10 protein-coding genes and 1 pseudogene are annotated in these 13300 nt (G+C 64.0%); all 11 read left to right on the top strand.

From position 1 onward, the window contains the following. Positions 1-139: 139 nt before the first annotated feature. A pseudogene (locus LDO54_RS37025) lies at positions 140-214 on the top strand (hypothetical protein); the annotation flags it as partial. Positions 215-545: 331 nt separating this feature from the next. Beyond that, positions 546-1541: a succinylglutamate desuccinylase/aspartoacylase family protein gene (locus tag LDO54_RS37020; protein WP_224017819.1), complete on the top strand. Its 996-nt coding sequence runs from the start codon at positions 546-548 to the stop codon at positions 1539-1541. A gap of 215 nt (positions 1542-1756) precedes the next feature. Further along, on the top strand, positions 1757-2308 hold the full coding sequence (locus tag LDO54_RS37015) for a GNAT family N-acetyltransferase (protein ID WP_224017817.1): 552 nt from the start codon (positions 1757-1759) through the stop codon (positions 2306-2308). A gap of 34 nt (positions 2309-2342) precedes the next feature. Next, positions 2343-3284 carry an ABC transporter substrate-binding protein gene (locus LDO54_RS37010; protein WP_224017815.1) on the top strand — a complete coding sequence of 314 codons (942 nt, stop codon included), beginning with the start codon at positions 2343-2345 and terminating at the stop codon, positions 3282-3284. A 596-nt stretch (positions 3285-3880) separates the two neighbouring features. Further along, on the top strand, positions 3881-6316 hold the full coding sequence (locus tag LDO54_RS37005) for a TonB-dependent receptor plug domain-containing protein (protein WP_224017813.1): 2436 nt from the start codon (positions 3881-3883) through the stop codon (positions 6314-6316). Positions 6317-6471: 155 nt separating this feature from the next. Continuing rightward, on the top strand, positions 6472-7473 hold the full coding sequence (locus tag LDO54_RS37000) for an LLM class flavin-dependent oxidoreductase (RefSeq protein WP_224017811.1): 1002 nt from the start codon (positions 6472-6474) through the stop codon (positions 7471-7473). Between the two features lie 67 nt (positions 7474-7540). Next, entirely contained in the window at positions 7541-8860 is a 1320-nt protein-coding gene (locus LDO54_RS36995) for an LLM class flavin-dependent oxidoreductase (protein ID WP_224017809.1), read from the top strand. A gap of 31 nt (positions 8861-8891) precedes the next feature. Further along, positions 8892-10715 (top strand): amino acid ABC transporter permease/ATP-binding protein, encoded by a 1824-nt coding sequence (locus tag LDO54_RS38970; protein ID WP_290371179.1) that lies wholly within the window; start codon positions 8892-8894, stop codon positions 10713-10715. Between the two features lie 53 nt (positions 10716-10768). Then, a complete protein-coding gene (locus tag LDO54_RS36980) occupies positions 10769-11692 on the top strand; it encodes a transporter substrate-binding domain-containing protein (RefSeq protein ID WP_224017807.1) in 924 nt (307 codons plus the stop codon). A 31-nt stretch (positions 11693-11723) separates the two neighbouring features. Beyond that, positions 11724-12800, top strand: coding sequence for an LLM class flavin-dependent oxidoreductase (locus tag LDO54_RS36975; protein WP_224017805.1), 1077 nt, complete (start codon positions 11724-11726; stop codon positions 12798-12800). A 127-nt stretch (positions 12801-12927) separates the two neighbouring features. Beyond that, positions 12928-13272, top strand: coding sequence for a DUF3088 domain-containing protein (locus LDO54_RS36970; protein ID WP_224017804.1), 345 nt, complete (start codon positions 12928-12930; stop codon positions 13270-13272). Positions 13273-13300 lie beyond the last annotated feature (28 nt).

Below are 13300 nucleotides of genomic sequence, written 5' to 3'. Positions count from 1 at the left end.
TTTCCACACGGCCTCGGCCGCCTACCGACTCACGCCTCGCTCAGAAACGCGCTGCGGCGGCGGACCGGTGCAGTGCGACCCGAAGCAGTCTCCCATGCGATGTTTCACTATGGCCGCTTTGTGAGGGCGGACATTTCCATTCGAAGAAGTGAATGCCGCATACGCGTATCTGCGCAGCGGTCAACATTTCGGGAAAATCGTTGTGCGCGTGTGATTGGAAACAAGCGAATGTCCGTATTAGGGACACGATCTTGAGTGACAGTTATTAGTGGCAGCTTCATGCGTTGCGACCCGTTGTTGACCCGATGCGTGGCTTACGGCCGGATAAACCGGCGCGCCATTCATCATCGACGCACACGCGTCCTGATAAGCAGGCTGTCATGCCGATGCGTTGCCGGCAGCTGCATCGGCGATCAGTTCCCTTCGACACGCGTTTCGCATATCGCCGCCTGCGATTTCCTTCGCGCAATCCCTTCGTAGACCGCTCGCAATAGGTGGTCCTATGATCTCCGCGAATGCTGTTCCGTCGCGTCTCACGAGATTCCATGGTCAATCCGATCCGCAGTGAAATCGATTTCGATGCTGAGGGCCGCAAGGTCGGCTATCTGCGCCTGCCGCATTCGGTGCATCGCTCGGCATATGGCTGGATCCCTATCCCCGCCGCCTCGATCCGCAACGGCGACGGGCCAACCGTCGTGCTGATGGCCGGCAATCACGGCGACGAATACGAAGGCCAGATTCTCGTTTCGCAATTGCTGCGCGAAATCGAGCCGCAATGGGTGAGCGGCCAGTTGATCTTTCTGCCGATGGCGAATTTCCCGGCCGCGCAGGCGGGCACGCGCACGTCGCCGCTCGACGGCGGCAATCTGAATCGCAGTTTCCCGGGCGATCCGCAAGGTACGCCGACGGCCATCATCGCCGACTATATCGAGCACACTTTGCTCGCGCGCGCGCAGTATCTGGTCGACTTCCATTCGGGCGGCAGTTCGTTGCTCTACGATGGCGCCAACATGCTCGCTATCCAGCCTGACGACACGGAGCAGGAAATGCGTTTGCGTGCGTTGCTCGGCGCGTTCGGTTTGCCGCGCGCGTTTTTACATCCCCCCAATCCGCTGCATTCCGCCACGGCGGCCTGGCGGCAAGGTGCGATCTCGATCGTGACCGAACTAGGCGGCGCGGGCACGGTGCAAAGCCGCCTGTTGCGCGAGGCGCATCAAGGCGTTCTGCATTTGCTGGGCAGCATCGGTGCACTCGCGGGGCCGCTGGTGCCGAAGGCACCGCCGCATGAGACGCGCTTCTATCGTGTTGCTGGCGCCCGGCACTACGTTTATGCCTATGAACCGGGGATTTTCGAACCGCTTGTCGAACTCGGGCAGCGAGTGGAAGCGGGCCAGCCCGCCGCGCGCATTCACTTTCCAGAGACGCCGCTACGCGAGCCGGTGACGGTTGCGTTCGAAGCGGCGGGCGAAGTCGTATGTCAACGCGCAGTGGCGGCCGTGCAGCGTGGCGACTGCCTGTTCCATCTCGCCGAACCTGTGTGACGCGCATGCAGACGGGTTGAAGCCCGGACGCCGACACTCGCTGCTATTGCGGCGAGTACGTTGTTACGCGCGTTCATTGGTTTTCAATAAATAAATAGTTATCCATAACGTTATTCGAATTGCTTGCTTAACTGCCTTTCGATGAACGGATAACCTTGCCTGCACCGTACCGAATTCGAACAATGTAGCGGCGCTACTTCCCCGACGATCATCTTATGAGCTACCGCATCATCGACACCACGCCGCTCGACGCGCTGGCCAAACCGTTGCTCGATGGTTTGCAGCACGAGTACGCGACGCGATACCGCGAATTTCGTATCGACAGCGAAGCATCGGCAGCGCAGGAGTTGGCGCGCTATCCGGCCACGCTGTTCGCGCCGCCCGATGGCGCGTTCATTCTCATCGAACGAGAAGGCGAGATCGTCGGCGGCGGAGCGTTCAAGCGCTATGACGCGCATACGGCGGAACTCAAGCGTATCTGGACGCACGAGAGTCAGCGGCGCAAAGGTGTCGCGCGCCGGGTTGTCGAGGAACTGGAGGCGCGCGCGGTACGGCTCGGTTATCAACGCATTTATCTGACCACCGGATTCAGGCAACCCGAGGCTTGGGGGCTCTACCTCGACACTCACTACGTGCCGCTTTTCGACTGTGCGATCGCGCCGGAAATTCATGTGCGGCTGCCGTTCGGAAAGGATTTGCGCAGTCCGGGCAACGTCGATTCGCTCGACGATCTGCGCGCCCGCGAACCGCTCGGCGCCCGCCGCTGAGTGGCCCATCATCCACCCCATCGATCCTTCGAACATGACATTCAAACAAAAGCTTGCGCTGCTGAGCGGCGCGCTCACGCTCGGTCTCGGCGCGGTGCTCGCGACCAGCACGTGGGCGGCGGAACAATTCGATCTGAGCCCCGAGCAGCATGGCCGTCCTCGCGCGAGCGCCGACGCTGCCGCGATCACGGCGGTGCCGCCTGGCTTCGCGTTCGCGGAAAAGGACACGCTCACGATCGGCATCGTACCCGCGCTGCCGCCGATCAGCACCTACGCGACCGATGCGCGTACCGTGGTCGGCTTCGACCCGGATCTCTCACAGGTGGTGGCCGACGGCCTCGGACGCAAGCTGCGGCTCGTGACGCTCGCGTGGCCCGATTGGCCGCTCGCGTTGCAGTCTGGGAAGGTCGATGCCGTAGTGTCGAATGTGACCGTGACCGAGGAGCGCAAGGAAAAGTTCGACTTCTCGACTTATCGCCGCGATGAACTGGGCTTTTACGTGCGCACCGGCAGTCCGATCAAGTCGATCCGCGAACCGAAGGACGTCGCGGGTCTGCGCGTGATCACCGATGCGGGCACGAATCAGGAAAAGGTCCTGCTCGAATGGAACAAGGAAAATATCGCACACGGTTTGAAACCGCTCACCGTGCAGTATTACGACGACGATGCGGTACGTACCGTCGCGCTGCAAGCGGGCCGCGCCGATGCGATATTCAGTGTGAACGCCGTGCTGGCGTGGCAGGCAGCGGTACAGGGGAAAACGCGGCTCGTGGGCACGGTCAGCGGCGGCTGGCCGCGCACGGCGGAGGTGGCCATTACGACGCGCAAGGGTAGCGGTCTCGCCGTGCCGCTCACGCAGGTGCTCAACGACCTGATCCAGAGCGGCAAGTATGGGCAGGTGCTCACGCGCTGGAATTTGCAGTCGGAAGGTATCGCGCATTCGGCGACGAATCCGCCAGGATTGCCGAAGACCTGAGTAAGCACGCGCGTTGACTGCTCTGGCGCGCGACTTAAAGACTTCGTTGTAACGCACGGCGCGCCGTCATAGGTGCGCCGTTTGCTTTTTATACGCCAGATTTCGTGCGCGAGCGGCGAAGCATGCAAGGCCCACGCATTAACGATTACGAATGGCCATTACGCGGAATAACCATGCGCAAAATGATTGTTTAATGAGCGCGCGACATGACTGTTATCTTTTCACCGCGCTGAAACAACACGGCGCGACGACAAAGAATGCTGGCGTAATATTAACGTAAGATTGATAAGTCATGCAAATGAAAATGAAAAGAACGCGATTTCTCAGCGAAATCGAGGTATCGCGACCACGACGCGCGAACCTGCGCCCTCAGCCCGTCTCAACCGCGTAAGCCGGTCTCTTTTTCGGTATCCGCGTACTTCTGGTTATTTGATTAGTGATCCTTTTCGACTCGGATAAATCCGGGAGAAAGGGGAGGTGCGCGCCCACCCGCTGTACGTCCCGTAACCGATAGCTCTCCGCCAACTGGATTACCGATGCATGCAATGACAAAAAGACAGGCCACCCGTTTTGGGCAGGCCGCTCCTGGCTTGCGCATGAAGACTCTTGCACTTGCTGCCTTCGCGCTGGCGTGCCACAGCACAGCATGGGCGCAGGCCACGCCAGCGGCGGCCGCGAGCGACGCCGGCATCACGCAGCCCGGGCAACCCACGCAGCCAGCGCAGACGACGACTACGCGCGTCGGCGATACCGTGCAGCAAGACACGGTCGTCGTGACGGGCACGCGCACGGACACCAAGGCGAGCAAGAGCTTGACGCCCGTGGACGTCATCAGCGCGGCGCGCCTGCAGCAGACCGGACAGAGCAATCTGCGCGACGCGCTCGTTCAACTCTCGCCCGCCATCGTGCGTGAGACTTACGCGGGCGATGCCGCTGTACTTACCGACGCGCTCTCGCTGCACGGCCTGAGCCCTGATCACGTGCTCGTGCTCGTCAACGGCAAGCGTCGTCACAGCACCGCGAATATCGCGCTTGACGGCGGTTTGAACGAAGGCTCGACCGGCGTCGATATCGACATGATTCCGGTGGCGCTGATCGATCACATCGAAATTCTGCGTGACGGTGCCGCCGCGCAATACGGTTCCGACGCGATCGCGGGCGTCATCAATATCATTCTCAAACGCAAGTCTCAGGGCGGCGAAGTGCAGAGCACGACGGGCCAGACCTACGCGGGCGATGGCTTGAAAAACACCGAGTCGGCGAATCTCGGTTTCAATCTCGGCGATAAGGGTTTCTTCGATCTCGCCGCAGAATACGCGCGCCAGAATCACACGGTGCGCACGGGCCCCGACGATTACTTCGGCACCTACGCGCCAGGCCACGGTTACTACAATCCGATCGAGGGCGATCCGTCGAGCACGCGTGAATCGGTGGGTTTCAACGCGGGCTATTCGCTTAGCGACGATGTCGAACTGTATGGTTTCGGCACCTATGCGCATCGCAACGCGAGCGCGTACCAGAACTATCGTCCGCCTTCGGTGCTGCCTGAGATCTATCCGAACGGCTTCACGCCGCAGGAAACGATCAACGAGAACGACTTTTCGGTCACGGCGGGCGTGAAGGGCGAAAACCTGTTCGGCTGGGCCTGGGATCTGAGCACGACCTACGGCGGCGATCACGCGAACATCGGCATGGTCGATTCGGCCAATACGGGGCTTTACGACGCGATCGGCTACACGCCCACGAGTTTCCATCTATCGACGGTGAGCAATACGCAACTCACCAACAACATCGACTTTTCGCGTGCATTCCAGTTTCCGCTGCTACCCGCGCCGGTGCAGGTGTCGTTCGGCTTCGAGCAGCGCCGGGAAACTTATACGGTGGGAGCGGGCGATCCGTACTCGTACGCGTATGGCGGCTCGCAGGCATTGCCCGGTCTCTCGCCGGTGAGCGCAGCGGACGTGTCGCGCAACGTGATCGGCACGTATATCGACCTGTCGACGCATATCACGCCGAAATGGCAGATCGATCTCGCGGGCCGCTACGAGCATTACAACGACGTGGGCGACACGACCAACGGCAAGATCTCCACGCGTTACGACTTCACGCCGCGCTTCGCGGTGCGCGGCAGCGTCAGCTCGGGTTTCCGCGCGCCGTCGCTCGCCGAGGAGTACTACACGAATATCAATGAGTCGCCGGCTTCAGCGAGCGGCTTGCTTGCGGCCAATTCGGCTGCGGCGAAGCTCATCGGCGCGCAGCCGCTCAAGTCCGAGCAATCGACGAATTACAACGTCGGCTTCGTGCTCACGCCCGTGGACAACCTGCATGTGACGCTCGATGCGTATCAGGTGAATATCCGCAATCGCATTGTTCTCGGCGGCACGGCGTCGGGCGCGGACGCTATCGCAGCGATGGAAGCGGCCGGATTGTCGGTGCCGTCGTCGGTGCCGGAATCGGCGGTGTCGGCGAGCTATTTCACCAACGGCGCGAGCACGCGCACGCGCGGCATCGACCTCATGGGCACGTGGCACACGGGCTTCGGCCATTGGGGGGCGGTGGACTGGGATCTCGGCGTGAATCTGAATACGACGTCGATCACGCATATGGCCACCAACGCGAACGGCGAGCCCGTGCTCAATGCGCAGCAGGTCGGCTGGCTCACGACTTCGACGCCGAAGAACAAGATCATCATCGGCGGCACGTGGCATCGCGACAAATGGGCCGTGACGATCCACGAAACGCGCTTTGGCCCGACGTCGGGTGAAGAGACCTATATCGTGGGTCCGAATGCGTTTTCCACCACGCAGTTCATTCACTTCGAAAACGCGGCGCGTTATGTGACCGATGTCGAAGTGCGCTACGACGTGACGAAGAAATTCCAGATCGCAGTAGGCGCCAACAATCTCTTCGATGTGTATCCGTCGAAGCTGCCGTACGAGGCGCAACTCGAAGGCGCGCAGTACGACGCGTTCGCTTCGACTATTGGTGTAAATGGCGGCTTTTATTACCTGCGCGCGCGCTATCAGTTTTAAGCATTATGCAAGCCGCACGCTGGGCATTTCTGCAATGCATAGAAGAAATCAGTCGTACGCCTCATGGTTTGCGGTGGACATAATGTCCGGCGGGGTGTGAGCGCGTTTTTCGCAATCTTTCACCTGCGTGCGTGAGCGCGCGGGAAGGGAGTGACATGTCCTGGTCCCTTTCGATACTCGACAAGAGTCCAATCGCCGATGGCGCGAACGCGCACGAGGCGCTGCAATTCACGATTCGTCTCGCGCAGCGCGCGGAGGCGCTGGGCTATCAGCGCTACTGGATCGCCGAGCATCACGGCGCGCCGGGGCTGGCGAGTTCCGCGCCTGAGATCGTGGTCTCGCATCTGCTCGCGCATACCTCGCGGCTGCGCGTGGGCTCGGGCGGCGTCATGCTCCAGCATTACAGTCCGTTCAAGGTCGCCGAAACGTTCCGCGTGCTCGCCGCGCTCGCGCCGGGCCGCGTCGATCTCGGTGTCGGCAAGGCGCCGGGCGGATTGCCGCTCACCACGCGCGCGTTGCAGTGGTTTCACGACAAGACGAAGAAGCCCGACTTCGCACATCAGCTCGCAGAGCTCGACGCGTTCCTCAAATGGGGCGTGGCCGAGGATCATCCGCTCGCGGGCGCCGTGGCCTTACCCGTGCCGCCCGAACCGCCGCAGCGCATTCTGCTGGGCGGCAGCGTCGAGAGCGCGCGTCTGGCCGCCGAGCACGATTGGGCCTTCTGCTACGCGGGTCATTTCAACGGCGACGAAGCCAACATCGAACGTTCCATCGACGCCTATCGTGAAGCCACGGGCCGCGCGCCGCTGCTCGCGCTCTACGCCTTCGCTGCGCAAACAGCGGAACAGGCGCGCGAGCAGGTGGGGGCGCTGCGCATCTTCAAGCTGCAACTCGCAACCGGCCAAAGCGTGAATCTGCCAAGCCCCGAGGCTGCTGCCGAATTCGCGCGGCAAACCGGCGTGTCCGATTACCGGCTCGACGAACTGCATCCGCACGTGATCGCCGGAACCGCCGAAGACGTACGCGACGATCTCGACGCATTACACGCGCGCTTCGGCATTGAGGAATTCGTGATCGACACCCCGGTTGCCGACTACGCGTTGCGGCTCGCGTCATACGAACGCCTGGGTCACGCCGTGCACGCCGCGCGCGTGTGAGTTGCGCATTCGAAGCATGCGTCGATGGGCGCTTTCACTTCACACACTTTCGCTGAACGGATTGAACATGACACAACCTAACCTCACATTCGGCATCATGCTGCACGGCGCGGGCGGCCACATGAACGCGTGGAAGCACCCTGGCGGCCCGGCGGACGCCAGCGTCAATCTCGACTTCGTAACGGGCATCGCGCAGAAGGCCGAAGCCAACGGCGTGGCTTTCGCATTCGTCGCGGACGGCCTTTACATCAACGAAAAGTCGATTCCGCATTTTCTCAATCGTTTCGAGCCGATTTCGATTCTCTCCGCGCTCGCCACGGCCACGACCAAGATCGGCCTTGCGGGCACCTTGTCGACTTCGTATAGCCATCCGTTCACGGTCGCGCGCCAGTTCGCTTCGCTCGACCTGATCAGCGGCGGCCGCGCCGGATGGAATGTGGTGACGTCGCCGCTTGAGGGATCGGCGAAGAACTACGGCGGCGAACATCCCGATCACGAGCTGCGCTACGAGATCGCCGATGAATATCTCGACGTTGTGCAAGGCCTGTGGGACAGCTGGGACGACGACGCTTTCGTGCGCAATCGCGCGAGCGGCCGCTTCTTCGATCGCGACAAGCTGCACACGCTCGATCACAAAGGCCGGTTCTTCGAAGTGGCGGGGCCGCTCAATATTCAGCGCTCGCCGCAGGGGCAGCCGGTGATCTTTCAGGCAGGCTCGTCGGAGTCGGGCATTGCGCTGGCCGGTAAATATGCCGACGCGGTGTTCACGCATTCGCCCTCGCTCGAAGAGACGCGCGAGTTCGCCGAGCGCGTGCGCGCCAGCGCGGTGGAGCACGGGCGCGATGCTTCCGACGTGAAGATCTTTCCCGGCATCGGGCCGATCGTGGGCACGACGCTCGAAGAAGCCGAGGCAAAGTACGCGGCGATCCGCGATCTGCTCGATATCGACGACGCGCTCGCCTATCTGGGCCGCTTCTTCGAACACCACGACTTTTCGCAGTATCCGCTCGATGCGCCGTTTCCCGAACTGGGCGAACTCGGCACCAACAGCTTTCGCTCGACCACCGATCGCATCAAGGCCGACGCGCGCCGCAGCGGCGCGACGCTGCGCGAAGTGGCGCTCGAAGTCGCCACGCCAAAGACGCAGTTCCTCGGCACGGGCGAGCAGATCGCCGACGAGCTGATCCGCTGGCTCGACGCGGGCGCAGCCGACGGTTTCATCCTCGGCTTTCCGGTGCAGGCCGAAGGGCTCGACGACTTCGTCAAGCACGTGATCCCCGTGCTGGAAGCGCGTGGCCGCTACGACCGCCGCCTCAAGGGCCAGACGCTGCGCGATCACCTTGGCTTGCCGCGCCGCGAAAGCCGCTACGCCGCCGCCGCGGTGTGATGACCGACTCCACGAGCAGGAACCGCAAACCATGAGCGATACCACTCATCTGGACGCCTCCGCGAACGCGGCCGGGACGCCCGATTACGCGCGCTACCACGTCGTGCCCGCGCGCCATCGTGCGCGCACGGCGGGGACGGTGCTGGCCGTCGTGCTGATCGGCGTCGTGCTGCAATCGGTGCTGGGCAATCCGCGCTGGGAATGGTCCGTGTTCGCGCAGTGGTTCTTCGCGGAGCCGGTGCTCGAAGGGCTCGGGCGCACGCTCGTGCTCACGGCGCTGGGCGCGGCGTTCGGCTTCGCGCTCGCGGTGCCGATCGCGCTCGCGCGGCTCTCGCGTTCGCCGTTGCTCGCCGCGCTCGCGTGGGCGTTCGTCTGGCTGTTCCGCTCGATCCCGCCCATCGTGCTGCTCCTGTTGCTCAACAACCTCGGCTATCTGTACGAGACCGTGTGGATCGGCGTGCCGTTCACGCATCTCACGCTGCTGCAGGCGCCTACGGCGGATCTGATCGGGCCGTTCTTCGCGGCCGTACTCGGGCTCACACTCAACCACGCCGCGTTCGCTGCCGAGGCGATCCGCGGCGGCATTCTCTCGGTCGATCAGGGGCAGCGCGAGGCGGCGGCGGCGCTCGGTCTGCCGCATGCGCGCCAGGCGTGGCGCATCGTGCTGCCGCAAGCGATGCGTGCCGTGTTGCCGACCGCGTTCAACGACGTGATCGGGCTCGCGAAAGGCACCTCGGTGGTCTATATCCTCGCGATGCCGGATCTGTTCTACACCGTGCAGATCATCTATCACCGCAATCTCGAAGTGATCCCGCTGCTGATGGTCGCGACGATCTGGTACCTCGTGATACTCACGGTGCTCTCGGCGATTCAGGTGCATATCGAGCGTCACTATGCGCGCGGCGCGACGCGCGAACAGCCAGCGCGGTCGCGGGTCGGCAACTGGCTCGCGATTGGCGCTGCGCCTGGGGTGCGCGTCGTGCGTAGCGTTGGCGCGGCGCTCGGCAAGCTGCGAGGTGGTGCGGGTGACACAGCGCATGCGGCTGCGGAATCGGGCGCAGAATCGGGCGCAGAATCCGGCTGGGCTCAGCAGCGCGTGGGCGGCCGAGTCGGCATCCACAATGTTTCGCGAAGCTTCGGCGCGCTCAAGGTGCTCGACAACCTCTCGCTGACGGTGCCTTCCGGCAGCGTGACGGTGATACTCGGCCAGTCGGGCTCGGGCAAATCGACGTTGCTGCGCACGATCAATCACCTCGAAAGCGTCGACGACGGCTTCATCGACATCGACGGCGAACTCGTCGGTTATCGTCGCGAAGGGCGCACGCTCTACGAACTGAAGGAAGCGGAGATCCTCAAGCGCCGCGCCGAGGTCGGCATGGTGTTCCAGAGCTTCAATCTGTTCCCGCATCTGAGCGTGCTCGACAACGTCATCGAAGCGCCGCTCGCGGCGGGCGTGCCGCGCGAGGTTGCGACCGCACAGGCGCGCGCGCTGCTCGCGCGGGTCGGACTCGCGGACAAGGCCGATGCGTGGCCGCGCCAGCTTTCCGGCGGTCAGCAGCAACGTGTGGCGATCGCGCGCGCGCTCGCGCTCAAGCCGAAAGTGTTGCTGTTCGACGAACCGACTTCCGCGCTCGATCCCGAACTCGTGAACGAAGTGCTCGACGTGATTCGCCAACTGGCGCGCTCGGGAACGACGCTCGTGATCGTTACGCACGAGATTGGTTTCGCGCGCGAAGTGGCGGACACGGTCGTCTTCATGGATGGCGGTCGCGTGGTGGAGTCGGGGCCGCCCGCACAGGTGCTCGGCAATCCGGCTCATACGCGCACGCGCGAATTTCTCTCGAAGGTGCTGTGATGGTGCCTGAACGCACACGCGTCGCGACGCGGCCAGGGCGGCGTCGCTTCGTAATGGCGTTGGCCGCACTGGGGGCGTCACGGCTCGCTGCGGCGGGTTCGCCCGAGGTCGTTGCGTCGAGCGACGCGGGCTTCGACTTCAGCCCGCAACAGAGCGGCCGCCTGCGCGCCGTGAAAGACCAGCAGGCCGTTCGCGCGCTCGGCGCCACGCCGCTCGTGAAGGCGGGCACGCTGACCGTGGCGGTCGCGCCGTTCGCGCCACCGATCGCCACTTACGCGACCGACGCCCGCACGATCGTGGGCGCGGACCCCGACTACGCGCAGCTGCTCGCCGATGCGCTCGGCCTGTCGCTCGCGCTTGTCACCATTGCGTGGGCGGATTGGCCGCTCGGCCTTGCGTCCGGCAAGTACGACGCGGTGATTTCGAATGTCGGCGTCACGGAGGCGCGCAAGCGCAAGTTCGATTTCACGAGTTACCGCCAGGGACTGCACGCGTTCTACGTGCGGCAGGACAGCGCCATTCACGCGATCGGCACGCCAGCCGACATCGCGGGCCTGCGCATCATTACGGACTCCGGGACGATCCAGGAGCGCATCCTGATCGAATGGAACCGGCAGAACGCGGCGCGCGGGATCAAGACGGCTTCGCTGCTGTACTTCGACGACCGTGCTTCCGCGCGCCTTGCGCTGCTGGCCGGGCGCGCTGACGCGATCTTCGACCCCGATGCGCCGCTCGCCTTCGAAGCGGCCACGCGAGGCGGCATCCGCAAGGTCGGCGAGGTCAACGCGGGTTGGCCCGCGCGCGCCGACGTCGGCGTGGCGACGCGCAAGGGCAGCGGGCTCGCGCCGGTCCTCACACTTGCCACCAATGGTGTGATCCGCACGGGTCAGTACCGCGCCTCGCTCGCGCGCTGGAGGCTGCTGCCCGAGGCGCTGACACAATCGCAGACCAATCCGCCGGGGCTGCGCGACGCTTGAGCGCGCGGTTCGCGGCTTCTATGGAGACGGCATGGCCGCCATTCGGATCGACCACCTGGCGTTCCTCACGCCCGGCAATTATCGCGACGACGCGCCGCTCGAAGGAATCGAGCAATCGCTCGACCTGTTCGCCGTGGGCGAAGCGCTCGGCTACGACAGCGCCTGGGTGCGCCAGCGGCATCTCGAACGCGCGGTGTCCTCGGCGGCGACATTTCTCGCGGCGGCGAGCCAGCGCACCACGCGCATCGGTCTCGGCGCGGCGGTGATTCAGATGGGCTATGAAAACCCGTTCCGGCTCGCGGAAGATCTCGCGAGTGTCGATGTGCTGTCGCGCGGGCGGCTGAACGTGGGCCTGAGCGCGGGTGCGCCGGGGCATGGCGCCTTGCTCGGCGAGCGCCTGTTCGACGCCGATCCGCAGCAAATCGACTTTTCATATGCGCGTATTGCGCGGTTGCGCCAGAACCTCGCGGGCGACTGGCTTGGCGATACCGACACGTTCGTCGAGTCGGCGGCGGGCCGCGTGCGTCCGCGCGTGACGCCGTACGCGGCCGGGCTCACCGAGCGTCTCTGGTACGGCGGCGGTTCGCTGCGCTCGGTCGAATGGGCGAGCCGCAACGGCTTCAATCTGCTGATCGGCAACATCACGGCGGGCGAGGGCACCGACGATTTTCGCGAGGCGCAGTTGCAGCAGATCGCTGCGTATCGAGCGAACTGGAGTGACGCGCGGCCGCCGCGCATTGCGCTGGGCCGCGTGATCGTGCCGTTCGACAGCGCGAGCGCCGCCACGCGCGAGTTTTACCGTGCGTATGCCGCGAGCCGTCATGCGCGCACGCTGATGCCGCACGGCGAGCGGCGCACGCTGTTCGCGCCGGATCTGGTCGGTAGCGCGGAAGAAATCGTCGACGCGCTTCAGGCCGATCCCGTGCTGGCCGAGGTGAGCGAGCTGCGCCTCGAATTGCCGTACGACCTGCCGTTCGAGCACTATCGGCAGATTCTGGACGATGTAGCCGCGCGCGTTGCGCCACGGCTCGGATGGCGCGCGCATGACGCGCGGCGGGTCGATGTCGCTTCGCCGGACGGGGTGCGCGATCGCCGCGAAGTGGCCTAGTGGTGGCTTAGGCCCGTCTTAGTATCGCCGTGCATAACGTTTTCGCGAAACGCTGGTTGCGATACGCGAACACCCCCATGAAAATCATTAACTATCCTGATCAATCCAACGAGGGATTCAATCCAGCATGAGCCGTGACCTTCTGATTCTGCTCGAACCCGGTTTCGCCGATCCCGCCCATCCCGGCGAACGTTTCATCTGCCCGCACGGCGCGCCGATCGAAGGGCTGCTCGCGAGCGATCCCGCACGTGTGGCGCGTCTCGACGTGAAGCGCGTAGCGTTCGCGCGGCCGCGCCCCGCGGTCGTCGCGGTGCTCGACGAGGCGCATCAGGGCCTGCCCGTGCTCGTGTTCGGCGACGAGCAGGCACCGCCCGAGGACGCGCAAACGCTCGGCGAGCGTCGCTTCGTCAACGATCCGCAGCGCATTCTTGCACTGCTCGCCGAGCGCCACGGCTTTCCGAAAGTGCATTGAGTCTGCGCGCGTGCTGACCAGCCCCCGC

Source organism: Paraburkholderia tropica, assembly GCF_914484835.1.
GTDB lineage: Bacteria > Pseudomonadota > Gammaproteobacteria > Burkholderiales > Burkholderiaceae > Paraburkholderia > Paraburkholderia tropica_A.
This window is presented reverse-complemented; position numbering and strand designations above follow the sequence as displayed.

Bases quoted from the DNA above. Each gene is read 5' to 3' on its own strand.
- LDO54_RS37020 (WP_224017819.1), top strand. From the start codon at position 546: ATGGTCAATCCGATCCGCAGTGAAATCGATTTCGATGCTGAGGGCCGC.
- LDO54_RS37015 (WP_224017817.1), top strand. From the start codon at position 1,757: ATGAGCTACCGCATCATCGACACCACGCCGCTCGACGCGCTGGCCAAA.
- LDO54_RS37010 (WP_224017815.1), top strand. From the start codon at position 2,343: ATGACATTCAAACAAAAGCTTGCGCTGCTGAGCGGCGCGCTCACGCTC.
- LDO54_RS37005 (WP_224017813.1), top strand. From the start codon at position 3,881: ATGAAGACTCTTGCACTTGCTGCCTTCGCGCTGGCGTGCCACAGCACA.
- LDO54_RS37000 (WP_224017811.1), top strand. From the start codon at position 6,472: ATGTCCTGGTCCCTTTCGATACTCGACAAGAGTCCAATCGCCGATGGC.
- LDO54_RS36995 (WP_224017809.1), top strand. From the start codon at position 7,541: ATGACACAACCTAACCTCACATTCGGCATCATGCTGCACGGCGCGGGC.
- LDO54_RS38970 (WP_290371179.1), top strand. From the start codon at position 8,892: ATGAGCGATACCACTCATCTGGACGCCTCCGCGAACGCGGCCGGGACG.
- LDO54_RS36980 (WP_224017807.1), top strand. From the start codon at position 10,769: ATGGCGTTGGCCGCACTGGGGGCGTCACGGCTCGCTGCGGCGGGTTCG.
- LDO54_RS36975 (WP_224017805.1), top strand. From the start codon at position 11,724: ATGGCCGCCATTCGGATCGACCACCTGGCGTTCCTCACGCCCGGCAAT.
- LDO54_RS36970 (WP_224017804.1), top strand. From the start codon at position 12,928: ATGAGCCGTGACCTTCTGATTCTGCTCGAACCCGGTTTCGCCGATCCC.